The sequence below is a fragment of the Myroides indicus genome (genome assembly GCF_004364575.1).
Taxonomy (GTDB): Bacteria; Bacteroidota; Bacteroidia; order Flavobacteriales; family Flavobacteriaceae; genus Flavobacterium; species Flavobacterium indicum_A.
The window spans coordinates 38,333-63,756 of sequence record NZ_SOAG01000005.1 but is presented as its reverse complement, the minus strand read 5'-3'; the positions used below and the strand labels follow the sequence as shown (position 1 = coordinate 63,756).

The following is a 25,424-nucleotide window of genomic DNA, read 5'->3' as shown; positions in this document are numbered from 1 at the left end:
TGTTTAATCATTAGTAAATTTTGTTTTTAACTTTTCATCCCAATTCTGAAAAATATAAAATAAGACGGGAATAATAAATATCCCAGACATTACTCCAAAAATCATTCCGCCTGCCGCACTAAAGCTTATTGAGTGATTTCCTTGTGCAGAGGGACCTACTGTGAACATCAATGGGATTAATCCGGCAACAAATGCAAAAGAAGTCATCAGAATAGGTCTCAGACGCATTTTGGCTCCTTCTATTGCAGCATTAAAAATAGAAGAGCCAGCTTTTCTTTGTTGTAGAGCAAACTCAACAATCAAAATAGCATTTTTAGCTAATAATCCGATTAACATAATTAATCCCACCTGTACATAGATATTATTTTGTAAACCCGCAAGGTAAATAAATACGGCAACGCCTAATAATCCGGTTGGAACAGTAAGCAAAATTGCGATGGGAAGTAAGTAGCTTTCGTATTGTGCACATAATAAAAAGTAAACAAAAACAATGCTCAGTACAAAAATTAAAATTGCCTGATTACCTGAATCCTTTTCTTCTAGAGACATTCCGGTAAACTCATAGGAATAGTTTCCAGGCATTTTAGAGGCTACTTCTTCAATTGCTTTCATTGCATCTCCTGTACTGTATCCGGACGAGGGATTCGCTTTTATCGAAATAGCATTGTATAAATTATATCGGGTAACAGTTTCCGGACCTAAAACTTTTTTTAATTTAACCAATGTATTGGCCGGCAGCATTTCACCGTCTTTATTTTTGACATAAATAGAATTAAAGGATTGCGGATTTTCTCGGTATTCTATATCTGCCTGCATATATACACGATAGGTGCGACCAAATCTGGTGAAATCGCCGGCTTTTACTCTGCCGTAGTAGTTTTTTATGGTTGTCATCAAATCTTTGACACTTACGCCTAATGACTTTGCTTTTACGTAATCAATCTCTAGCAAATATTGCGGGAAATTAGCTTTAAAAGAAGTAAATGCATCATCAATTTCCGGTCTGTCATTTAGTTCCTTAATTACACCTTCAGTTATCTTGCTAAATTCATCAAATCCGCCTCCCATTCTGTCCTGAATAACAAATTCAATTCCTCCAAAATCTCCAAATCCTTGAATAGTAGGACGAGGGAAAACATTAAAATTGGCTTCATTTATTACCGATAAATCTTTTTGGATATCGGAGATAATTTTATCTATATTCTTAATTTTTCCACGTTTTTTATAAGGTTTTAAATTAATATAGCCAACGGCAAAGGAAGGACTGGCATTTCCGTCAATGGTATTATATCCTGATATGGCTGTCATGCCTTCAATATCACTTCGAAGTTTTAAAATGCTGTCAGCTTTTGCCAAAACGATTTTAGTTCTTGCCAATGATGCCCCTGGAGGCATTGCTAAAGAATAAGTAATAAAACTGTCATCTTCCCGTGGAATAAAAGAAGAAGGTGTTTTGTAAAGTAAAGCAATTCCTAATCCGATAATTAGTGCTAAACCAGAGATTGCTACTTTTTTGTTTTGTATTAATTTTTTAATTGTAATAACGTAGCGGTTTGTAAAAGATTCGAATGCAGTATTAAAGGCAAAAAAGAATCTTCCCATAATGCGCTTTACATTGCTTTTGTTTCTTTTACGGATAATTGGTTCATCATGTTGCTGCTTTAGGAATAATGCACATAATGCAGGGCTAAGTGTCAGGGCATTAACAGCTGAAATTAAAATGGCAAAAGCAAGTGTATAGGCAAACTGTTTATAAAATAAGCCTGCTGGTCCCTGCATAAAACCAACTGGTAAAAATACAGCAGCCATCACCAGAGTGATAGAAATAATCGCACGAGTAATCTCGCTCATTGTAGAAATCGTAGCTTCTTTAGCTTTTAATCCTGTCTGATGCATTTTTTCATGAATAGCTTCAACTACAACAATAGCATCATCAACAACAATTCCTATGGCTAAAACTAAAGCAAACATAGTTAAGACATTGATGGAAAATCCCATCAAATACATAAAAAACAAGGTTCCTATTAAAGAGATCGGAATGGCAATGACAGGTATTATAGTAGATCGAATATCTTGCAAAAAGAGATAAACGATGATAAAAACTAAAAAGAAAGCTTCAAAAAGTGTACTTCTTACCTGAGAGATGGATTCGTCTATTTGATCTTTTACTGAATAACTAATCTCATAGTGTATGCCTTGTGGGAATGATTGTGAAACGCGTTCTAATACTTTTCTGACGGCAATGTCGATATCTCTGGCATTGGAACCTGCCGTCTGCGTGATGTTCATCGTTAACCCGGGATAGCCGTTGACACTGTTATCACTTCCAACATTTGAAGCTCCAAATTCAACTCGTGCAACATCCTTAAGCATTAAAACAGAACCATCAGTATTAGTTTTGATAACGATGCTTTCATATTCTTCGGGAAGACTGAATCTTCCTTTATGTTTTAAGGCTGTTTCAAAGGCTTCTTCTGACGTCTCTCCAAAATTACCCGGAGCAATTTCAAAATTTTGATCTTTAATAGCGGCAATTACATCTTGAGGGGTCAGACTATAAAGAGCCAACTTTTCAGGATTTAGCCAGGTGCGCATAGAATAGTCTCTTGCGCCTACGCGTCCGACAGATGCAACTCCCGGAACTCGCAGTAGCTCTCTATTGATATTGATCTGGGTGTAGGCCTGTAAAAAAGTTTCATTATAAATTCTTTCAGGATGATCACTGTAAAAATTTATAGTCATGATATTTCCGCTTTGACGGGGAGTAACTGAAATTCCGTTTTCATTTACCTCGGAGGGCAAGTCATTAGACGCCTTGCTTACTCTGTTTTGGACGTTTACCGCAGCTTGATCGGGATCTGTTCCTGCTTCAAAAAATACATTAATGGTTCCGGAACCGCTATTACTAGCTTTAGAGCTGATATAGGTCATGTTATCAACTCCGTTAATAGCTTCTTCAATAGGCAGCAATACACTTTGTGCTACCGTTTCGGCATTAGCTCCAGGGTAAGAAGTAGTAACTGTTACACTTGGGGGAGCAATTTCAGGAAAGCGCGTAATAGGAAGCAGAGTAAGTCCTACTAATCCCAACAGAACAAACATAATAGATATTACAGTGGCAAGTATAGGACGATTTATAATGGCTTTTAGCATAGTATCATTTTTTTGTAAGGCGAGTTTAAAAACTCCGTTTGCAATATTTTTTGATAGATTTACTTGATAGGTTTTACATACATCCCTTCGGATAATTTGTCAAATCCGGTTTTTATGACTCTGTCTCCGATGGCTAGTCCTGAAGTAACAATATAATTGCTGCCAGAAACACCGTCTATTTCTATAGTCTGAAGTTTGACTTTATCTTCATCGTCTAAAACATAAACAAAGGTTTTATCCTGAATAGAATTTGTCACCTCCTGCGGAATAAGGATAACATGCGTTTTAGTTTCTTGAAGTTTGACAGTTCCTGTATTTCCTGAACGCATAATGTCTTGTGAATTTGGAAAAGAAGCTCTTAAAGAGATGGAGCCGGTATTTCTATTTACCTGTCCGTTTACCATATCTACTTTTCCTTTTTCGGCATATTCATGACCATCAGCAAGTATAAGACTTACCTCGGGTAGGATTTGCCCTGAAGAGGTAATGTTTGTGCTATCCGTTTTTTTAGAGTCTTTAGCAAAATATAAGAAATCGGATTCGCTCATTCCAAAGTATACATAAACTTCGCTTACATCTGATAAAACCGTTAAGGGCTCTTTGTCGCTTTTGCTTACTAAGTTCCCTATCCGCTTAGGTATTCTGCCGATGTATCCGCTTACAGGAGCTTTAATTACTGTATAGTTTAAGTTAATTTTTGCACTGGCTACTTCGGCAGATGCTTTTGCTAAAGATGCTTTTGCTATTTCATAATTCGACTTAGCGGTCTCTAATTGAACTTCAGCAATCACTTCATTGTCAATAAGAGGTTTTAAGCGGTCTATTTCCAGTTGAGCATTTTTTAGCTTTGCTTTTTCTACATTTTCTGTAGCCACCACGTTATTTAAAATTTCCTGATAAGGTTGTGGATTAATCTGAAATAGAGGTTGTCCTTCTTTGACAAAAGCACCTTCATCAACAAATATTTTTTCTAAGCTGCCTTCTACCTGAGGGCGAATCTCTACATTGATTTTCCCTTCTATATTTCCTATATAATCTTTTACGGTAATCGCTGTAGTAGTATCTACTTCTATAATGGGTAATGCGAGGGCATTTTCTTTAGGATCGATGGTTTTGGATGAACCAATATTACAGCTGTTAATAGCTATTAATGTTCCAATCATTATTAACGCAGAAAATGCAATTAAAATTGTTTTTTTATTTGTTATCATTTTGTTAAGAACTGTTTTTTTAAGTTGAAGGTGAGAAATATTCTCCGTATGAATATATTCCAAGTCTAATGCCAAAATACTAAAATGATTAGTTAAAATGAGGTTTTGGAATATATTTTGCTGTTTTTCAAATTGTTGTTTGTATTTACAGAACGTTATATATCACAAAAATGTAAATAAATTTGATTCAAATAAATAAATTTTGATTCTCGTTTCGTAGAGTAGTTCTACAAAAACGCAGTAAATATATTAATAATGAGAAGAATATGTAGTAATTGGGCTTTGAATAAAATGGTTATTTCTAATTTTTAAAGTAAAAAAATATGTTAATAAAAATATATGGCAGTGCTGTTTTTGGTATTGATGCAGTTACTATTACGGCAGAAGTAAACATAGATACAGGTATTGGATATCATTTGGTAGGATTACCTGATAATGCAATTAAAGAAAGCAGTTATAGAATTGCTGCAGCTTTAAAGAATACGGGATATAAACTTCCCGGTAAAAAAATTACAATTAATCTGGCGCCGGCAAACATGCGAAAAGAAGGCTCTGCGTATGATTTGACGATTGCAATGGGAATTTTGGCTGCTTCAGAACAACTCAAAATAAAGAGAAATTTAACCGATTATATTATTATGGGCGAATTATCATTGGACGGTTCTCTTCAAAGTATTAACGGTGCATTACCTATAGCTATTAAAGCGAAAGAAGAAGGGTTTAAAGGAATTATTATTCCTAAAGAAAATGAAAAAGAAGCAGCTATAGTGGATGGATTAGAAGTATATGGAATAGAAAACATTAGTCAAGTAATTGATTTTTTTGAAGGTAAAAATACTGTTCAGCCTGCTTTATTTGATATTCTTATGGGAGAGAATCACAGCGAAGAAGTTGATTTAGATTTTAAGGATGTTAAAGGACAGGAAAGTATTAAAAGGGCTATGGAAATTGCTGCTGCCGGCGGACATAATATTATTTTAATAGGACCTCCGGGATCAGGAAAAACAATGCTTGCAAAAAGATTGGCAGGTATTTTGCCTCCTATGACTTTAGGCGAAGCTTTAGAAACAACAAAAATCCACAGTGTTGTTGGAAAAGCAAAAGACAGCGGGTTAATTACAAGCAGACCTTTTAGAAGTCCGCACCATACCGCTTCTTCAGTTTCGTTGGTAGGAGGGGGGAGCTATCCTCAACCGGGAGAAATTTCATTGGCACATAATGGTGTATTGTTTTTAGATGAATTGCCGGAATTTAAAAGAGAAGTACTGGAAGTTATGCGGCAACCTTTGGAAGACAGAGAAGTGACTATCGCCCGAGCCAAATTTACAATAACTTATCCGTCATCATTTATGTTAGTAGCAAGTATGAATCCAAGTCCAAGCGGATACTTTAATGATTCCAATGCTCCTGTCCGGTCTTCTCAATCAGAAATGCAGCGTTATATTAACAAAATATCAGGACCTTTATTAGATAGAATTGATATTCACATTGAAGTAAATCCAGTTCCCTTTGAAAAATTAGCCCAAAAAGAAGTGTCAGAATCCAGTGCAGAAATTAGAAAAAGAGTTATTAAAGCCAGAGAAATTCAGTCTGAACGGTTTTCTAATCACAAAGGAATATATTACAACGCTCAAATGTCTTCTCGTTTACTGCGAATTTACTGTTCTTTGGATATAGCTTCTTTGGATCTTTTAAAAGCAGCCATGGACAAACTTAACTTATCAGCAAGAGCTTATGACAGAATTTTAAAAGTATCCAGAACTATTGCTGATTTAGAAGCACATGAAAAAATAATGCCTCAACATATTGCAGAGGCTATTCAATATAGAAGTCTGGATAGAGATGGTTGGTTTAGTTAATCTTTCTCTTCCGGAATATAGCCTATAACTTGCTTGTACAGAGTAAAATATATGGAGAATAAGTACGGAAGTGTAAATAAAAAGCCAATGACGAAAAAGAATAATCCCGACAAAACTAAAAAATAGTTTAAAACAACTGTAAGTATAATAGGTACAGGTTGTTTGTTTACTACCATTATACTGTTTTTAATTGCTTCCAGAGGCTTTTGATTGCCAAAAATAATCAACGGTGTGATAAAAATAGTCAGTGTATTTATCAGCCAGTTAATTGCCATTGAAACCATCTGAAGGTTTTTAAGCTGAAGGGCAAAAGTAATAAGACTAAAAACAGATGAAATCAGCAATTGTGCTAAAAAAATATAGATACCTTTTTTACTGACAAAATATTTAAATACAGTTAAAAAAGAAGGTTTTTTTCCCTGACTTATTTCGGCATTTACTTTTAAATATCCTGCAAGTAAAACACTACTTAGTGCTGTTAAAATAGTAACTCCAATTATGTAATAATAAATATAGGGTGGTTGTAGCAAAAGATTTATTATACCATTAATTTGTTCTTGTAAATCAGGACTATCTGCGTCAATGTATCTGCTTATAAACAAAGAAGAAATAAAAGACAGAAAAAGAATAACTGTCAGTAACGAGATTGTTATTAACAGAAATGATCTTTTAAAATATACAAAAGCTTCACTCATAACATTAAAAGGGGACAGCTGGTAACCATTTTCTCTAATGTCACTGAGTTTTTCGTTTAAATTGCTCATAAGTTGGTTTGTCTGATTAAATCAAACTAAAAATTATAGATGAATTACTTGTTTTTTTAAATATGCTTAGCGTAGAAAGTCTAATGTATTGCCTTGTTTTATATCTCCGGTATTAAATCCTTTCATAAACCATTCTTTTCGCTGCTGTGAAGTTCCGTGAGTAAACGAATCCGGATTGACCTGACCGTTAACTCTTTTTTGAATAGCATCGTCTCCAACTGCCTGTGCCGCACTTAAGGCAATGTCAATATCTTTAGGTTCTAAATATTTTTGATTGTATTTTGACCAGACTCCCGCATAAAAATCAGCCTGTAATTCCAGACCTACTGATAATTTATTGGATTCTTTTTGATTTTTGCCTTGCTGCAATTGATGTACTTTACTGTTTGTGCCTAAAAGTGTCTGTACATGATGTCCTACTTCATGGGCAATAACATAGGCAATTGCAAAATTCCCTCGCTCTGCACCAAACCGATTGTGCAATTCTTCAAAAAAACGCAAATCCATATAAACCGTTTCGTCTGCAGGACAATAAAAAGGACCTACATCAGCTGTTGCAGAACCACATTTGGTATTTACTTTGTCATCAAAAAGCTCCATTTTAGGTTCGCGGTATTGCATGCCGTTTTCTTCAAAAATCTGATGCCATACGTCTTCGGTGTCAGCAAACATGACAGCTACCATTTTTCCCATTTGGCGCTCTGTCTCAGTCAGATTTCGAGTGGTTTCTGTTTGCTCCGTATTCTGTTGCGAATTCATTTGTTCAAGAACCGGTGCAATCTGCTTACCCGTTTCGCCACCAAATAAATAAAGTAAAACAGCAATAATTCCTATTAAACCACCACCTAAAGCTGTTTTACCTGCTGCTGATTTTCCTCGCTTGTCAGATACATTTTTACTTTCTCTTCTGCCTTCCCATTTCATAACTTAATTTTATTTACAAAAATAGTAAAAATACCCGATGTAGAAATTAGGATATGTATAAGCATAAAAAAATCTATCAGATCTGATAGATTTTTTAAAATATAAATTGCTAACGACGATTATGCCATGGTTGTAAATACATTTTGAACGTCATCATCTTCCTCTATTTTCTCTAATAGCTTATCAACATCTGCTTGTTCTTCTTCTGTAAGTTCTTTAGTTACTTGTGGAATTCTGTCAAAACCAGAAGATAAAATTTCAATTTCTCTTTCTTCCAATTCTTTTTGGATAGCCCCAAAACTTTCAAAAGGAGCGTATATCATAACACCGTCTTCATCTTCAAAAATTTCATCTATCCCAAAATCAATCAATTCAAGTTCAAATTCTTCAAGATCTCGATCTTCTTCTTTTGGAATGCGAAAATTACAAGTATGGTCAAACATAAATTCAACCGAACCCTGCGTTCCTAAAGTTCCGTTGCATTTATTGAAATAGCTGCGGATGTTAGCCACAGTTCTGTTGTTGTTATCAGTTGCACATTCGATTAAGAAAGCGATTCCGTGCGGACCATATCCTTCAAAAATAACTTCTTTATAATTTGCAGTATCTTTGTCTGATGCTCTTTTTATAGCTCTTTCTACGTTGTCTTTCGGCATATTTGCCGCTTTTGCATTTTGAATTACGGCACGCAGACGGGCATTGCTTTCTGGGTTTGGTCCCCCTTCTTTTACTGCCATTACAATGTCTTTTCCTAATCTTGTAAACGTTTTAGCCATAGCAGACCAACGTTTTAGCTTACGTCCTTTTCTAAATTCAAACGCTCTTCCCATTTTATATTAACTTTTATTTAAGTATATTCGCAAAGTTACAAAAAACTAATCGTTAATAAAAAATGATTAAATCTATTTTTATGAAGAAAAAGCTACTATTTATTTTGTTTGCTTCAACTTCGTTAAGTGCTCAAATAAGAGAGAAAGGAGATGTTGAAATTATACCCTTTATAGGATATTCGACTAGTGATTATATCTTTTCAGATAGTGGCAATCTAACTACTACGTCTGCTAGTTCAATAACTTTTGGAGCTGATTTTTATTACTTTTTTAATGATAGATGAAGTTTTCACTCTGGATTAAGCTATCAAAGAAAAGGGGTAGAATCCGAAGGGTTCTTTTCGTCAGTTGGGGAACAGAAATTAAATTATTTAACTATACCTCTTAATGTGAATTGGCATTTTGGAAGTACTAGAAAGTGGTACTTAAACTTTGGACCTAATTTAGGTTTTTTGACAGCAGCTAAGTTAGAATCTCAAAATATAAAAGGAGCTTTGAATTCTTTTGAATTAGGAATAGGAGTGGGAATAGGCTATAAACTGGAAGTTTCTGATAGTTTTAGTCTAGGGTTTGATTTCCAAGAAAATATAGGGCTTACTTATGTTAATAAAGAAGAATACTACAGAGTTCATAAATTCAAAAATATTTGGGGAGGCTTTAATCTCAAAGCAATTTTTAAACTTGGAAATAAAAAAACAGATAAGAGCGATTAATCGCTCTTATCTGTTTTATAAAGATTTCTAATTATAAATTTTATTTTTTATAAAATGGTGTTTTTACAACTTTAGCTTCTATATCATTTTTTCGGATTCTAATAAAAATCTGATTTCCTTCAACTGCTGATGCAACGGGTACATATCCCATTCCAATGCCTTTACCTAAGGATGGCGACATAGTTCCTGAAGTTACTTTTCCAATAACATTTCCTGCTGCATCTACAATTTCATAATCATGGCGTGGAATACCTTTTCCGATTAATTCAAAACCAATTAATTTGTTTTTTATTCCGTCTTCTTTTTCTGCTTTTAGATTTTCGCTGTTTACAAAGTCTTTCGTGAATTTAGTAACCCATCCCAAACCAGCTTCTAATGGAGAAGTTTCATCTGTAAGTTCATTTCCGTATAAGCAGTATCCCATTTCTAAACGAAGTGTATCACGTGCAGCGAGACCAATTGGTTTAATTCCCCAATCTGCACCAGCTTCAAAAACTTTATTCCACACAGTTTCTATATCTTCATTTTTCACATATACTTCAAATCCTCCGGAACCAGTATATCCAGTTGCTGAAATGATAACATCTGATGCTTCGGCAAAGTTGCCTGTTACAAAATTGTAGAACTTAATGTCAGATAAATTAATATCCGTTAAGCTTTGCATCGATTCAATTGCTTTTGGACCCTGAATAGCTAAAATAGAATATCCATCTGAAAGGTTTTCTACAACAGCTTTCATATCATTGTGTTGATTAATCCAATTCCAATCTTTTTCAATGTTAGAAGCGTTGACAACCATTAAATATTCGTTGTCGTTTACTTTATAAGTAATGATATCGTCAATAACACCGCCTTTTTCGTTTGGAAAATAGCAATATTGCGCTTTTCCATCGGTTAACACAGAAGCATCATTTGAAGTAACTTTTTGAATTAAACTCAATGCGTTAGGTCCGGAAATTTTGAATAATCCCATGTGAGATACATCAAAAACACCTACACCTTTGCGTACTGTTTCATGTTCGATATTGACACCTTCATATTGAACAGGCATATTAAATCCTGCAAACGGAACCATTTTTGCTCCTAAACTTTCGTGTATATGATTTAAAGCTACTTGTTTCATTGTATTAAACTATAAAATTTTAAGATGCGCTAAAGTACATTATTTTTAATTGATTCAAAAACATACTTTATGTTAAAGTAATTTAACGATTATACGTGTAAAATAAAGTTAAAATAAGGGTAACTATAACTTTTTACTATTCTTAGTTTAAGCATAAAACATCAGTTTTCGTAAGGCATCTTACCTAATCCAAGATATATGTATTTTAAATAACCGTTAACTTTGTGTAAAAATCATAAAATTAACAAATTAGATTATAAATTTTCTTATCTTTGCAGAGAATAAAAAACATATTTGTTATGGAAAAAGGTGTAAAAATTGGAATAATAGCACTTTTATTGTTGTGCTTATTATCCTTACCGGCAGATTTTTATCAGTTAACAAGATTTATTTTAGTAGCTTTATTCAGTATTATGGCCTATAACGCACATACTAAGGCTAGTGTTTTTGAATTAGGTTTTTATATTGCTATGGTTTTCTTGTTTCAACCGTTTGTAGAAATTCCTTTAGGAATAATGGGATGGAAAATCGTCCATATTGGAGTAGCAGCTATTTTAGCTGGATCTTTCTTTATTGGAAAAAAGAAACAAAAAGAAGTTTCTGTTAATCAATAGTAAGACAGATTAGTTAATTTGATTATTATATTTACATGTTTATTATTACTTTATAACAAAAAACTGTGATAAAGGTATTATCATTATGATTTGTATATAGTAAAAGATATATTAAGAAAAGCCTGAAATTTTCAGGCTTTTCTGTTTTTGAACCATCAATTTCACCTGGTGTTTCGAGATATTTTAGGAGTATCACCATACTGATTTTTTGCGTGTTGTCCATCTTCAAATAACAACCAAAGTATGTAAAAAGGAATAAACTGCCACCAACCACTTTTGCCAATATCATGACATCTTTTAGTGCTTTGTGCCCATAAAAACCAGAACATAGGTGGAGTATAAGCGAATAGAAGAATGAAGGTTTCTTCGTCAACTTCGATCATAATATTTAAAATTATAGCACAAATAGCGTAAATGACTAAACTGAGTCCGTATTCAGTTCTTCTGATACGACCCTCAAATGAAAAAGGTCTTTTAAACATAGCTTTAAGTTTAAAGATTAGTATATATAAGGTTTTTTCTATGTTTCGCTTTTTGGGTATTATACAATGAGCGTGAGCTAATTCTCATTACTTGTTATCTGAGGCTCTACCACGAACCCGAACCACAAAGCAAAAGAGAACGCCCACGCATATTATAGGCGTTTTCGCTTTTACTCTCCTGTGATTCTTCAGATAATGTGGTAGATTTCAGATTAAAGGAAACTTTAAAGCGAAACGCTGGTTTTTTATATGTAAGTTGTTGTTTTTTAATTCATATTTACGAGTTTTTATTTTTTACAAAGGTATAAAAATATCATTGGTTTTATAGCCTGATATTTTTCAATCGGAGTGAATTTAAAATAACGGATACCGAGCTGAAACTCATTGCCAATGCAGCTATCATTGGCGATAGAACAATTCCGAAAACAGGATATAGTATGCCTGCTGCTATGGGAATTCCTATAGTATTGTAAATAAAAGCAAAAAACAGATTCTGTTTAATATTCTGCATTACTTTGTGACTCAATTTAATTACTTTGTGTATTCCGCTGATATCTCCCTGCAATAAGGTAACTTCTGAGCTTTCTATTGCTACATCTGTTCCGGTTCCCATCGAAATTCCTATATTAGCTTGTGCTAATGCAGGCGCATCGTTGATGCCGTCTCCTGCCATTGCAACGATTTTACCTTGTTCCTGTAATTTTTTAATAGCTTCTAACTTATCTTGTGGCAATGCTTCCGCTATAAAATCATCTATTCCTAATTCATCCGCAACTGCTTTTGCCGTATTTGGATTATCTCCGGTAATCATAACTACTTCAATACCTTTTTCGTGAAGCAATCGAATAGTTTCTTTGCTACTTTCTTTAATTTTGTCGAACAGTACGACATAACCGATTATTATTTTATTTTCAGCGAGATAAGAAACGGTTTTTCCAAGCAGCTGTTCTTTAGATGCTTGTTCAAGTAATTTGTCAGATATTGTAATTCCTATGGTTTGCATTAATGCAGAATTTCCTAAAGAGATGCGCTTTTTATCCACAATTCCCTGAATTCCTTTTCCGGTTTGATTGACAAACATTTTAACAGGAGAGAGAGAAGTGTTTTTTTCTTTTGCTTTAGATATAAAGGCTTTTGATAAAGCGTGTTCGCTATTTTGGTTTAATGAAGCAGATAAGGCAAGTAAATCATCAGGAGTATATTCGTTGGAAAGTGAAATTATTTTTTCTACAGATGGTTTGCCCTCGGTTAGTGTTCCTGTTTTATCCGTAATTAAAACGTTTATTTTATTAGCTGTTTCAAGTGCTTCAGCGTTTTTGATTAAAACTCCGTTTTGAGCACCTTTACCAATTCCTACCATAACGGACATTGGCGTGGCGAGTCCTAATGCACACGGACAGGCAATAATTAACACTGCTAGTGCATTTACAAATGCATAAACTAAAGTTGGCTGAGGACCTAATAGTTTCCATAAAATAAATGTAAGGATAGCTATAGCTATAACTGTTGGAACAAAATATTTCGCAACCTTATCTGCTAATTTTTGTATGGGTGCTCTGGAACGGCTAGCATTATTGACCATTTCAATGATTTGTGACAGGAGAGTTTCGCTTCCTACTTTTTCTGCAATCATAATAAAGGTGCTATTACCGTTAATAGTTCCGGATATTACTTTATCACTTGATTTTTTGTGTACAGGAATAGGTTCTCCGGTAATCATAGATTCGTCAATGTAACTTTCTCCTTCCGCAATAACTCCGTCAACCGGGATTTTTTCGCCGGGTTTAACGCGCAATTTATTTCCTTTTACAATATTTTCAATAGCAATTTTGTCTTCACCATTTTCAGTTATCAAAGTAGCTTCGGTAGGGGATAGTTTTAATAATTCCTTGATAGCTGTATTAGTTTTACTGTGGGCTTTGGCTTCCATAACCTGACCAACTAATACCAGCGTGAGAATTACGGCTACGGACTCAAAATACAAATGAATGCCGTGTTCGCCTTTAAAATCTTCTGGAAAAATACCCGGAAAAAACAAGGCAAAAACACTAAATATGAGTCCGGCTGCTGCCCCCAATCCAATTAGACTGAACATATTTAAATTCCAAGTTTTAAACGATGTCCATGCTCTTTGAAAAAATATCCAGCAGAAATAGACAACTGGAATAGTAAATAAAAACTGCAGATAATTATTAGCTTGATGCGAAAGGATTTCATTTAAAGGATTATTGGAAATCATACCCCCCATAGAAAGTATAAAAACAGGAATGGTAAACGCAATAGATAACTTTAGTTTCTTTACCATTTCTTTATACGTTGTATCTTCCGGTTCTATTGCGATGGATTTGGCAACTAAATTCATACCGCACACCGGACATGATCCGGGGTGATCGTAAGTTTTATCTCCTTCACAAAGCATAGGGCAATAGTATACTGTTTTTTCTATTTTTGGAGCCGGAATTTGTTCAAGATTCATACCGCACACCGGACAGCCTACATTACTGTCATAGATTTTGTCCCCTTCACATAACATCGGACAGAAATATTTACCTGCTTTGTTTTGCATATTTTTGGGTATTTTGGGGTGATAGTGATCTTCTTCACTGATTTCAACCGGAGGTAAAATCTCCTCTGTTCCATCGGGGTGCGTCATTATTTCCTGCAAAATGTATTGCCCTTTTTTTAAGAGCGCTTTTTGAAGTATTGAGGTTTCTACAGGTTCTTTCATTTCTATGTCTGCCAGTTCTTTCTCTAACGAAACTGTAGCATTGATATTCGCTATTTCGTTTAGAGTTTGTTCTACTTTTGTTCGGCAGCCATTGCAACTCATGCCGCTTATTTTATATTGTTTTTTCATGTGATATTACAATTGAGGATTATAGTACTACAAAATTCGTACTAAAAAATGTAACATCTGTTATACAATTTTTTAAAAGAGTTATATAATTTCACATTTAAAATTAGTGAAATATAAAAACAGATTAATATATAAAAAGTTAATATTGAGTTTTACCAAAATTTCGTATCTTGTTATACAAAGTTTAATTTAAAAGATACTGATATGAAAAGTAAGGCAATAAAAATTTTAATGGTGTTTATATTCTTGTTCACGATTAGTATGAATGCTCAAGAGTCAATCATAACCAAAGAAGGACTGCCAAAATCGGCACAACAATTTATTTCAGCTAATTTTACTACTTATACGATTGATTATGTAAAAATGGATAAAGAAATCCTTTCTACAGATTATAAAGTTAAGTTTACAGATGGAGCAGAAATAGAATTTGATTCAGAAGGAATTTGGCAGGAAGTTAGCGGTAAAAAAGAAGCAATTCCCACCGCGTTTATTCAAAAAAGCATTTTAACGTATGTATCAGAAAAATTTCCTCATGCACATATTGTTAAAATTGAAAAAGGACGTTTTGGTAAACAAGAAGTAAAACTTTCAAATGGACTTGAGTTGGAATTCAATTCTAAAGGGGAATTTAAAAGAATAGATGACTAAACAGTTGTTAATAAAATGTCACAAGTATAAAAACCGTCCCTTTCCAAAAAAAGAGACGGTTTTTTTCAAACAAACTAAACCAAATTGTTGTATCCTAATATTTAGAATGCATATTCGTTAGCATCAATTAATTTAGTGGCAATAATTTCTCTAAGTGCATTTACATTCGGCAAATTAGTATATTTTGTAAATCTGCGTAACCCCATTAGCATAATGCGTTGCTCATCATCTTCTGCGAAAGAAGCAATACCTTCTTTTCCTTTTTGAGTGATGATATCTACAGCATGATATAAATACAATTGAGCCATCGCTATTTGCTCTTTTACTTTTTCCTGTCCTTGATTTTTTGCTAGTTTTTCAGTTCTAAGAACAACACTTTCTGCCATATAAATTTCTATCATCATATCAGCAGCTGCCATTAATAAAGGCTGGTGCTCCTCTAAATCAGGACCATATTTTTGAACGGCGCTGCCGGCAACCATTAAAAAGGCTTTTTTAAGCTTGTCTATCATTTCTTTTTCTTCCGCAAATAATTCTGAATAATCAGGAGTATCAAAACTTGGAATACTCATCAATTCATCCACTACTTTCATCGCCGGACCTAATAAGTCTACATGTCCTTTCATTGCTTTTTTAATCAACATTCCAACTGATAGCATACGATTAATTTCGTTCGTACCTTCATAAATGCGAGAAATACGGGCATCTCTCCAGGCACTTTCCATAGGTGTATCTTCTGAAAAGCCCATTCCGCCAAAAATCTGGATACCTTCATCAGCGCAGTTTTGTACGTCTTCTGATACTGCTACTTTCAGGATAGAACATTCTATGGCAAACTCTTCAACTCCTTTTAACTCTGCTTCCTGCTGTGGATTTCCTTCCGCAATGCGCTGTTTTATTCGTTCTTCTATACTGGCAGCAGCTCTGTAAGAAGCTGCTTCTCCTGCATATACGTTGGTTGCCATTTCGGCCAATTTGGTGCGGATTGCACCAAAAGTTGATATAGGAGTTTTAAACTGAATGCGTTCGTTGGCATATTTTACAGATTGAGTTATTAAACGACGTTGCGAATCTAAACAGGCAGCTGCTAGTTTAATGCGTCCTACGTTTAAAGCATTCATTGCAATTTTAAAACCGTTTCCTCTTTCAGAAAGCATATTTTCTACAGGAACTTTTGTTTCGCTAAAGAAAACCTGACGGGTAGAGGAGGCCCTGATTCCGAGTTTATGTTCCTCTTCACCCAGTGTAATTCCGTTATCGGGATCATTTTCTACAATGAACCCGGTAATATTTTTATCATCTTCGATACGGGCAAATACAATAAATAAATTACAGAATCCTGCATTGGAAATCCACATTTTTTGTCCGGTAATGGAATAGTATTTTCCATCTTCAGATAAGACAGCCTTTGTTTTTCCAGAATTGGCATCAGATCCGGCATCAGGCTCGGTGAGGCAATAGGCGCCAAACCATCCTCCTGAAGCTAATTTGGGAACATATTTATTCTTTTGTTCATCATTTCCATATAGCGTAATCGGCATAGTTCCAATTCCGGTATGTGCACCAAATGCAGTAGAGAATGATCCGGTTGCACCGGAAATGTAATCACATACAAGCATTGTGGAAACAAATCCCATGCCTAATCCGCCGTATTCTTCAGGTACAGATACGCCTAAAAGACCAAGTTCACCAGCTTTTTGCATACACTCTTTGGTAAAAGCATAGTCTTTTTTTTCAAAACGATCTTTGTTAGACCATAATTCTTTATCGACGAATTCTTTAACCGATTCGCGCATCATCATCTGTTCCTCCGTAAAATCTTCTGGTGTGAAAATGTTTTCACATTTTGTTTCTTTAACCAGAAATTGACCTCCTCTTGTGATATCTTGATTCATATTTTCTTTTTTTATTGGTTAATTAGTTTTTATAATAACTCATATACTCCTGCAGCTCCTTGTCCTGTTCCTACACACATGGTTACGATACCATATTTTGAGCTGCGGCGTTTCATTTCGTCAAATAACTGTACGGAGAGCTTGGCTCCGGTGCAACCCAAAGGATGTCCTAAAGCAATTGCTCCTCCGTTGACATTTACAATTTCAGGATTAAGACCAAGCTCTCGGATGACAGCTAAAGACTGAGAAGCAAAAGCTTCATTTAACTCAATTAAATCAATATCTTTTAATTGTAATCCTGCTTGTTTTAAAGCTTTTGGAATAGCTTTTACTGGTCCTATTCCCATAATGCGGGGCTCTACACCAGCTGCGGCATAACTTACCATTCGGGCAATTGGTTCCAGATTTAGTTCTTTAACCATCTCTTCGGACATAATCATTACAAAGGCAGCTCCGTCGCTCATTTGAGACGAATTACCAGCAGTGACTGAGCCGTTGGCAGCAAATACAGGTCTCAATTTGTTTAGTATTTGTATGGAAGTATCTGCTCTGGGACCTTCATCTTTGTTTACGGTGTAAGATTTAGTATCTTTTTTCCCTTTTTCATTAACAAAAACTTCTTCTATTGTAATAGGAACAATTTGTTGGTCAAACTTTCCTTCTGTCTGTGCTTTTAAAGCTTTTTGATGAGAATGATAAGCAAATTCATCTTGGTCTTCTCGGGATACATTAAATTGATTGGCTACCGCTTCGGCAGTTAATCCCATTCCCCAATAATAATCTTCATGTCCTTCTTTGGCAACGCCGTAATCAGGTGTAGGTTTATAGCCCCCCATGGGAATATAACTCATGCTTTCTGCACCTCCGGCAATGATGCAATTTGCCATTCCTGTTTGAATTTTAGCTACGGCCATTCCAATTGTTTCTAATCCGGAAGCACAATAACGGTTAACCGTTACACCTGGTACATCGCTGATTTTTAATCCCATTAGGGATATTAATCTACCAACATTCAAACCTTGTTCGGCTTCAGGCATCGCATTTCCGACCATGACGTCATCAATGCGTTTTTTGTCAAATTCCGGCAATTGACTCATCAGATATTGGATCGTTTCGGCAGCCAGTTCATCCGGTCTTTTAAATCTAAAAACTCCTTTTGGAGCTTTGCCTACGGCAGTTCTGTATCCTTTTACTATATATGCAGTTTTCATGATTTTATTTTTTTAGATGAAAGAAACAAGATTAAAAAACAGAGTTTTATTTACGATCTTGATTCTTGACTCATTATTTTAATTTCTGAGAGGTTTCCCCGTTTTTAACATATATTGAATTCTTTCTAGGGTTTTTCGCTCACCACAAAGCGACAAAAAGGCTTCTCTTTCCAAATCCAATAAATATTGTTCAGTAACTAGTGTTGGTTCTGATAAATCTCCTCCTGCCATTACATACGCAAGTTTATTGGCAATTTTACGGTCGTGTTCAGAAATGTATTTTCCTGCCATCATACTGTCTGTTCCTACATAAAACATCCCTAAAGCCTGACGACCTAAGACCTTAATATCTCTTCGTTTTACTGGTTGTGTGTATCCGGATTCGGATAGTAGTATAGCGTGTTTTTTTGCTTGTGCTAATTGAAGATCTTTATTAATTACTACAACATCCTTTCCTTTTTGTAAGATATTTAAGTCATAAGCTTCGTGGGCAGAAGTAGCTACTTTTGCCATGGCAATGGTCAGAAAGTGCTCCTGTAATGTATTTAACTCTACATCGTTTTTTCGATATAAGTCAGAGGCTCTTACCGTCATTTCTTTAGAGCCACCACCTCCCGGAATAAGCCCTACGCCAAATTCAACCAAACCGATATAAGTTTCAGCAGCAGCTACAACCTTATCGGAGTGCAGGCTAATTTCACAACCTCCCCCAAAAGTCATTCCGTGTGGTGCAGCAATAACCGGAATAGCAGAGTAACGCATTTTCATTGTTGTATCCTGAAACATCTTAACAGCTATATTTAATTCATCCCAATCTTGTTCTGCGGCCATCATAAAAATCATCATGAGGTTAGCTCCTACAGAAAAATTAGAGCTTTGATTTCCTATTACTAAACCTCTAAAATCTTGTTCAGCTATTTCTACTGCCTTGTTAAGACCTGCTAAAACACCTCCGCCTATTGTATTCATTTTGGAGTGAAATTCAAGATTTACAATTCCATCGCCTAAATCAATTAGGGAAGCTTCACTATTGCCCCAAACTTTATTTGTATTTCTTATATTATTGAGAATAATAAATGCATCTTGTCCCGGAATAGCTTCGAAAGCTTTTGTGTTTTGATTGTAAAACAGCTTTTTGCCATTTTCAATTTTATAAAAACTGCTGGCTCCCGTAGACGCAAGTTCTTTTACCCATTCCGCTGCCTGATAGCCTTCACTTTCAATTAAATCAATTCCTTTTTTCAATCCTACGAGATCCCATGTTTCAAATGGACCATATTTCCACGCATATCCTGCGCGCATGGCATCATCAATAGGGTAGAAGCTATCTGTGATTTCAGGTACACGCTGAGATACGTATGCAAAAAGAGAGGCAAAGTGTTTGCGAATCAATTTACCCGCTTTACTTTTATCTGCGAGTAATACTGCTAATTGTGCTTTTGTTCCAGCAACTTGTTTGGCTGCTTCTACTGCTGCAATTTTGCTGCGCTCGAGCGGACGATATTGTAATTTTTCTAAATCAAGAGCAAAGCGATTTGTTTTTCCGCTTTTATCAGTTTCCTTGTAATAAAAACCTTTTTGAGTTTTGTCTCCCAAAAAATTATTTTCAAGTAAATAGTTTAAAGGCTTGCTGTCTTTGATTTCCTGAATCATTTTATCTTCGGGACAGTTTTGCTTTAAGCCATTTGTAACGCTCAAAGCAGTATCTAAGCCAACCAAATCTCCTAATTTAAATGTTCCTGTTTTTGGGCGTCCTAAAATTGAACCTGTTAAAGTATCTGCTTCTTCAATGGTTAATCCGATTTCCTGTGCAAGCTGCATAACCATTGCCATTGAGTATACGCCAATGCGGTTGCCGATAAATCCGGGAGTATCTTTGCACAAGACAGGTGTTTTTCCTAAATATAAACTGCTGTATTTTTGAAAGAAAGAAATAACATCTTGACTTGTATATGGTCCGGGAATGATCTCAAATAACTGCAAATATCTCGGCGGATTAAAAAAGTGAGTTCCACAGAAATGTTTTTTAAAATCTTCTGATCGCCCCTCTACCATCAGCTTCATAGGAATACCAGAAGTATTTGAAGTAACCAGAGATCCGGGTTTTCTATGTTTTTCGATTTGTTCAAAAACAGATTTTTTGATATCCAATCGTTCAACTACTACTTCTATGATCCAGTCACAATCTTTAATTTTTCCTAAGTCATCTTCTATATTGCCAACGGTTATAAAATCAGCAAATTTTTGGACGTATATAGGAGATGGTTTTGACTTTAATGCGTTTGCTAAATGTGAACTGGCAATTCTGTTTCTCACGGTTTTACTTTCCAGAGTTAGTCCTTTTTGTTCTTCGGCAGGCGTTAATTCACGAGGTACAATGTCGAGGAGGAGTACCTCTAAGCCTATATTTGCAAAATGACAAGCAATAGCGGATCCCATAACTCCGGAACCGATTACTGCGACCTTTTTTATTTGTCTATTCATACTTTAATTTTTTTGGTTCACTCTATAAATTTACTAAAAAAAAGCGATTTTATTTTAATATGCTACTTCTCAAAAATTGTTTTATTGTTAATTAACTCATTGATAACATCTGTGACTTCTATAAAATGTCTGATTTTTTCATCAGATACATTTGCTCTGATCATTTCATTAAAACGCTTCACTTTTGCTTTTGATAATTCGCGTTTTTCTAATCCAAGAGGAGTGAGTTTAATAATTACACCGCGCCCATCATTTGGATTTTTTTCTTTTAAGATTAATCCTTTTGTTTCCATTTTTTTAAGTGTTCTGGTTAAACTGGTTGCTTCCATTCCCATATTTGGTCCTAAAAGGGTAGAAGAAATTCCTTCTCTGTCAATACTCAATAAGGCAAAAGCAATTGCCATGCTTGCATCGTACTTAATAGCTTCTTCATTATACATTCTGGAAACTGCCTGCCAAGTTGCTCTGAGTATGTAATCTATTGTTCTGTTTTTCATATTTTAAATATGTCTATTTCAAATATACAAAAAAAAATAGTATGCATGCATACTATTTGTGCGAAAAAAACTCCTAAAAGGAGATTTTTAATTGCGGTATATTTTTTCGTATAGATCTTTATATTTATTAAGTATTACTCTTCTTTTGAGTTTTAGAGTAGGAGTGAGGTGTTCATTTTCAATACTCCATACTTCGGGAGTTAATTCAAATTTTTTGATTTGTTCCCACTTTCCAAACTTGTTGTTTATACTTTCTACTTCTTCTTTAATTCGTTCAATTACTTCTTTTGATTTAATAATATCTTCATTAGTTTTTCCGATAGTAAGACCTTTTCTTTTTGCCCATTCTTTTACGAATTCAAAATTAGGCTGAATAAAAGCAGCCGGCATTTTTTCGCCTTCACCGATAACCATAATTTGTTCGATAAACCGCGACTGTTTCATGGTGTTTTCTATCATCTGAGGAGCAATATATTTTCCGCCGGATGTCTTAAACATTTCCTTTTTTCGGTCGGTAATGCGCAAAAAACCTTCTTTGTCTATATCGCCAATATCTCCTGTATGAAAATAACCGCCTTGCATTGCTTCTTGAGTTTTTTCTTCATCCTTATAATAGCCTATCATAATATTGGAACCCTTACAAAGAATTTCTCCGTCTTCAGCAATTTTTACCTCTACATTACTTAATGGACGACCTACAGTACCGATTTTCATACCTTTGTTTCTTCTATCATTTACGGCAATCACAGGAGAAGTTTCGGTTAATCCGTATCCTTCTACGACCGGAATTCCTGCGGCATTAAACACGCGTGTTAACCGGGGTTGAAGTGCAGCACTTCCGGAAACGATGATTTTTATTTCTCCTCCTAATGCTTCTTGCCATTTTTTAAAAACTAATTTACGGGCAATATTTAGTTGTAGATTATAAAAGAAGCCTCTCTCGTAGGGCTCGTATTTAAAACCCAGTTCCAATGCCCAAAAAAAGATTTTTTTCTTGATGCCGGTCAAGGCTGATCCGGTTGTGAAAATTTTGTCGTAAACCTTTTCAAGCAGTCGCGGAACAACTGTCATTACGTTGGGTTTAACTTCTTTTAAGTTTTCCCCCATTTTATCAATGGATTCCGCATAATAGATGGAAACCGCATTATATTGATAAAGATAGATGAGCATTCGTTCAAAGACATGGCAAATTGGCAAAAAACTCAATGATCTATATCGATCAGAACGTTTGAAAGGAACTCTTTCCGTACTTCCTAAAGCATTGGCTAAGATGTTTTTGTGAGAAAGCATTACACCTTTTGGTTTACCGGTTGTACCAGAAGTATAGATCAGGGTAGCCAAATGATTTTCATTAATACTGCTTTTGAGGTTGTCCACTTCATCCTGATTGCCAGAATCCATTCCTAATGCTAATAACTCATCAAAGTTTTTACATCCTTCAATAACGTCAAAGGAATAAATATCCTTTAAGAAAGGCAGCTGTTCCTTGACAGAAATTAATTTGTCGTAAACTTCCTGATCAGAAACAATACAGTAAACCGATTCTGAATGACTAAGGATATAGTGATAGTCTTCTGCGGCAATGGTAGGATAAATAGGTACATTTTGCGCTCCTATCTGTAATATACCAATATCGGCTATATTCCATTTAGTTTGATTATTGCTTGAGATGACAGCAATCTTATCATTTTTTTTAATTCCTAACCGAAGGAGAGCTCTGGAAACAGCGTTGGCTTTGTCAATGTATTCTTGGGTAGAAGTTTTTTGCCAAACGCCATTGACTTTAGTTACCAATGCATCCTCTAAAGGAAATTCCTGATTTTGAAGATAAGGAATGTCAAAAAGCCTTGTTGGATTTATCATGTTTCACTAGTTTTACATGCAAAATACGAAAAAAATATTATATCTGCTAAAATTAGTTTAAACTTATTAGTCTAAAGTTTTAATTAAATTTGCAGTCTTAAAATTAATAGCTTATGATTTCTAATCAATTTAGATTGAATGAAATACTTGTAATGTTTTACAGGCTTTTTCTGGCATTTATTTTCTATTTTATAGCCAGAACCTTATTTTTCTTTTACAATTCAGATTTGCTAAACGTAGATTCATTTAGTCAGTTTATGAGTTTAGCTTATCACGGACTTACTTTTGACCGCATGGCAATTTTTTATGTCAATAGCTTGTTTATTTTGCTTTCCATTCTTCCTGTTTTTAAAAATACTTCTCAAGGATACCAGAAGCTGTTGTTTTGGGTTTATATCATTCCCAATTTAATTGCTTATTCGACCAATTTTATTGACTTTATATATTATCGGTTTATTTATTCCAGAACAACTATTGCTGTTTTTGACAGTTTAGAGCACGAGTCAAACAAAACTCAATTATTGCTTAATTTTTTAATTAATTACTGGCATGTATTTGTCCTGTGTATTTTACTGTGTATTTTTTGGGTATATCTATATAAAAAAGTAAAGTTTAAAAAACCGATAAAAGTAGAGTTTAAAAAAGCTTATTGGATTTCTTCTGCTGTAATTTTTGTAATTGTTACAATCGGTTTTGTAGCGGGGGTAAGAGGTGATCTGAAAAAAACCACTCGCCCGCTTAATATAATTGATGCCAACAGGCATGCTGAAAAGCCGGAGCACGCTGATATTATACTGAATACTCCTTTTGCTATTTTGAGAACTATAGGAAAAACGAGTTTTAAAAAAGTAGCATACATGGATGAAAAAACGTTACAGGAAAATGTTAGTCCTATTAAACACTACGCAAATAATGAACCTTCGACCCCTAATATAGTTCTTTTTATTACAGAAAGTTTTGCAAGAGAATATATTGGCACATTTAACCGGGATATGGAAATTCCAAATTATGTAAGCTATACTCCTTTTATTGATTCTCTGGCGCAACACAGTCTTATTTTTACTAATGCTTTTGCCAACGGATACAAGTCTATTCATGGAATGTCCTCTGTCATTGCCGGAATCCCCTCCTTTAAAGATGCATTTACCTCGTCGCCTTATCCTAAACAAGATATAGAATCCCTGGTGTCAACTTTAAAAAGCAAAGGATATGATACTTCATTTTTTCATGGAGCGCCTAATGGTTCGATGGGGTTTTTAGGATTTGGAAATATTTTGGGCTATGATCACTATTACGGAAAAACAGAATACAATAATGATGAGGATTTTGACGGTACATGGGGAATTTGGGATGAGCCTTTTTTTCAGTTTATGAGAAAAACGCTTAACGATAAAAAAGGACCTTTTTTTGCAACGCTGTTTACGGTTTCTTCTCATGAACCATTTAAAGTTCCGGCAGATTATGAAGGGAAATTTCCAAAGGGAAATCAGCAGATTCATCAGACAATCGGCTATACAGATTATGCGTACAAGCGATTTTTTGAAGAAAGCCAAAAAGAACCTTGGTTTGAAAATACAATTTTTGTCATTACAGCTGATCACACCAATCAGGTTGATTATGAAGAATATCGAAAGTTAGTTAACCGAACTGCGGTTCCTATACTTTTTTATACGCCAAATGAAAGTTTGAAGGGTATAAATAGAGATTTGGCGCAGCAGATTGATATTTATCCGACTCTGTTAGATTTGATTGGATATGATAAACCTTTTAGAAGTTGGGGCAGAAGTCTTATAAACGACACGGTAAACAAACCTTTTGCTATTAATTACGGAGGAAATGAATACACCTATCAGGAAGGGAATTATATATGCCGATTTAACGGGAGAGAAGTAACGGGTTTTTATGATATTAACGACAAAGGTTTAGAAACCAATCTTATTCGTAAGAAAAACAAAGAAATGGAGCGCATTGAGATGAAGTGTAAAGCATTCATTCAGGATTATTTTGAAAGGATTATTGACAGGAAGTTGGATTAATAAAAAAGGGGTGTTTAAAAAACATCCCTTTTTTATTCTGCAATATCATTTTCTAATAATAATTGTTTAGCTTTTTCCAATTCGATTTCTTCAACAAAAACGTGAACAGCTTTATCCGCTGACCCAAATCCGGCTGTAATAGCAGAATCAATATCATCTCTAATAATGTACGGTATATTATTCACTTCCAAAATACTTTTGACCGCTAAAACCATAATTTCACTTCCTGCAAATAACTTCTTATGACTCATAACTTATCT

General features: G+C 34.7%; 19 protein-coding genes and 1 pseudogene. 6 read left to right on the top strand and 14 right to left on the bottom strand.

The window, feature by feature from the left end; translation table 11 throughout:
• Positions 1–3: 3 nt before the first annotated feature.
• Complete coding sequence (locus tag C8P70_RS03205; protein WP_133711902.1) at positions 4–3,153, bottom strand: efflux RND transporter permease subunit; 3,150 nt, start codon at positions 3,151–3,153, stop codon at positions 4–6.
• A 59-nt stretch (positions 3,154–3,212) separates the two neighbouring features.
• Positions 3,213–4,364, bottom strand: coding sequence for an efflux RND transporter periplasmic adaptor subunit (locus C8P70_RS03200; protein WP_133711901.1), 1,152 nt, complete (start codon positions 4,362–4,364; stop codon positions 3,213–3,215).
• 323 nt (positions 4,365–4,687) lie between these two features.
• On the opposite strand from C8P70_RS03200, the gene C8P70_RS03195 reads away from it, so the two are divergent.
• Positions 4,688–6,223 carry a YifB family Mg chelatase-like AAA ATPase gene (locus C8P70_RS03195; protein ID WP_133711900.1) on the top strand — a complete coding sequence of 512 codons (1,536 nt, stop codon included), beginning with the start codon at positions 4,688–4,690 and terminating at the stop codon, positions 6,221–6,223.
• On the opposite strand, the gene C8P70_RS03190 is transcribed toward C8P70_RS03195, so the two are convergent.
• The 3 genes from C8P70_RS03190 to C8P70_RS03180 all read right to left on the bottom strand — a co-directional run bounded on the left by C8P70_RS03190 (position 6,220) and on the right by C8P70_RS03180 (position 8,741).
• Positions 6,220–6,987 carry a hypothetical protein gene (locus tag C8P70_RS03190; protein WP_133711899.1) on the bottom strand — a complete coding sequence of 256 codons (768 nt, stop codon included), beginning with the start codon at positions 6,985–6,987 and terminating at the stop codon, positions 6,220–6,222. The genes C8P70_RS03195 and C8P70_RS03190 overlap by 4 nt on opposite strands.
• A 66-nt stretch (positions 6,988–7,053) precedes the next feature.
• Positions 7,054–7,911, bottom strand: coding sequence for a KPN_02809 family neutral zinc metallopeptidase (gene ypfJ, locus C8P70_RS03185; RefSeq protein WP_133711898.1), 858 nt, complete (start codon positions 7,909–7,911; stop codon positions 7,054–7,056).
• A gap of 119 nt (positions 7,912–8,030) precedes the next feature.
• A complete protein-coding gene (locus C8P70_RS03180) occupies positions 8,031–8,741 on the bottom strand; it encodes a YebC/PmpR family DNA-binding transcriptional regulator (protein WP_133711897.1) in 711 nt (236 codons plus the stop codon).
• Positions 8,742–8,821: 80 nt separating this feature from the next.
• On the opposite strand from C8P70_RS03180, the gene C8P70_RS03175 reads away from it, so the two are divergent.
• Together C8P70_RS03175 and C8P70_RS03170 are read left to right on the top strand one after the other, a co-directional pair.
• A complete protein-coding gene (locus tag C8P70_RS03175; protein WP_133711896.1) occupies positions 8,822–9,025 on the top strand; it encodes a hypothetical protein in 204 nt (67 codons plus the stop codon).
• A 21-nt stretch (positions 9,026–9,046) separates the two neighbouring features.
• A pseudogene (locus tag C8P70_RS03170) lies at positions 9,047–9,454 on the top strand (outer membrane beta-barrel protein); the annotation flags it as partial.
• A 40-nt stretch (positions 9,455–9,494) separates the two neighbouring features.
• Here the strand turns inward: C8P70_RS03170 and gcvT are convergent.
• Positions 9,495–10,577 (bottom strand): glycine cleavage system aminomethyltransferase GcvT, encoded by a 1,083-nt coding sequence (gcvT, locus tag C8P70_RS03165; protein ID WP_133711894.1) that lies wholly within the window; start codon positions 10,575–10,577, stop codon positions 9,495–9,497.
• A 299-nt stretch (positions 10,578–10,876) separates the two neighbouring features.
• Here gcvT and C8P70_RS03160 point away from each other — a divergent pair, with 299 nt between their 5' ends.
• Positions 10,877–11,191 (top strand): DUF6804 family protein, encoded by a 315-nt coding sequence (locus tag C8P70_RS03160; RefSeq protein WP_133711893.1) that lies wholly within the window; start codon positions 10,877–10,879, stop codon positions 11,189–11,191.
• A 161-nt stretch (positions 11,192–11,352) separates the two neighbouring features.
• Here C8P70_RS03160 and C8P70_RS03155 read toward each other — a convergent pair whose 3' ends face one another.
• The gene (locus tag C8P70_RS03155) at positions 11,353–11,673 is read right to left on the bottom strand and encodes a DUF805 domain-containing protein (protein WP_133711892.1); all 321 of its coding nucleotides are present in this window, start codon (positions 11,671–11,673) and stop codon (positions 11,353–11,355) included.
• Positions 11,674–11,995: 322 nt separating this feature from the next.
• Entirely contained in the window at positions 11,996–14,530 is a 2,535-nt protein-coding gene (locus C8P70_RS03150; protein WP_133711891.1) for a heavy metal translocating P-type ATPase, read from the bottom strand.
• Positions 14,531–14,734: 204 nt separating this feature from the next.
• Between C8P70_RS03150 and C8P70_RS03145 the strand changes: the two genes are divergently transcribed.
• Positions 14,735–15,178, top strand: coding sequence for a PepSY-like domain-containing protein (locus C8P70_RS03145; protein WP_133711890.1), 444 nt, complete (start codon positions 14,735–14,737; stop codon positions 15,176–15,178).
• 101 nt (positions 15,179–15,279) lie between these two features.
• On the opposite strand, the gene C8P70_RS03140 is transcribed toward C8P70_RS03145, so the two are convergent.
• From C8P70_RS03140 to C8P70_RS03120, 5 genes are all read right to left on the bottom strand, one after another.
• Positions 15,280–17,073, bottom strand: coding sequence for an acyl-CoA dehydrogenase family protein (locus tag C8P70_RS03140; RefSeq protein ID WP_133711889.1), 1,794 nt, complete (start codon positions 17,071–17,073; stop codon positions 15,280–15,282).
• A 29-nt stretch (positions 17,074–17,102) separates the two neighbouring features.
• Positions 17,103–18,284, bottom strand: coding sequence for an acetyl-CoA C-acyltransferase (locus C8P70_RS03135; RefSeq protein ID WP_133711888.1), 1,182 nt, complete (start codon positions 18,282–18,284; stop codon positions 17,103–17,105).
• Positions 18,285–18,362: 78 nt separating this feature from the next.
• A complete protein-coding gene (locus C8P70_RS03130; RefSeq protein WP_133711887.1) occupies positions 18,363–20,768 on the bottom strand; it encodes a 3-hydroxyacyl-CoA dehydrogenase/enoyl-CoA hydratase family protein in 2,406 nt (801 codons plus the stop codon).
• Positions 20,769–20,830: 62 nt separating this feature from the next.
• Positions 20,831–21,265 carry a MarR family winged helix-turn-helix transcriptional regulator gene (locus C8P70_RS03125; protein ID WP_133711886.1) on the bottom strand — a complete coding sequence of 145 codons (435 nt, stop codon included), beginning with the start codon at positions 21,263–21,265 and terminating at the stop codon, positions 20,831–20,833.
• Between the two features lie 87 nt (positions 21,266–21,352).
• Positions 21,353–23,128 (bottom strand): AMP-dependent synthetase/ligase, encoded by a 1,776-nt coding sequence (locus tag C8P70_RS03120; protein ID WP_133711885.1) that lies wholly within the window; start codon positions 23,126–23,128, stop codon positions 21,353–21,355.
• Between the two features lie 113 nt (positions 23,129–23,241).
• On the opposite strand from C8P70_RS03120, the gene C8P70_RS03115 reads away from it, so the two are divergent.
• On the top strand, positions 23,242–25,164 hold the full coding sequence (locus C8P70_RS03115) for an LTA synthase family protein (protein ID WP_133711884.1): 1,923 nt from the start codon (positions 23,242–23,244) through the stop codon (positions 25,162–25,164).
• A 32-nt stretch (positions 25,165–25,196) separates the two neighbouring features.
• On the opposite strand, the gene C8P70_RS03110 is transcribed toward C8P70_RS03115, so the two are convergent.
• Positions 25,197–25,415 (bottom strand): putative signal transducing protein, encoded by a 219-nt coding sequence (locus tag C8P70_RS03110; RefSeq protein ID WP_133711883.1) that lies wholly within the window; start codon positions 25,413–25,415, stop codon positions 25,197–25,199.
• Between the last annotated feature and the right edge of the window lie 9 nt (positions 25,416–25,424).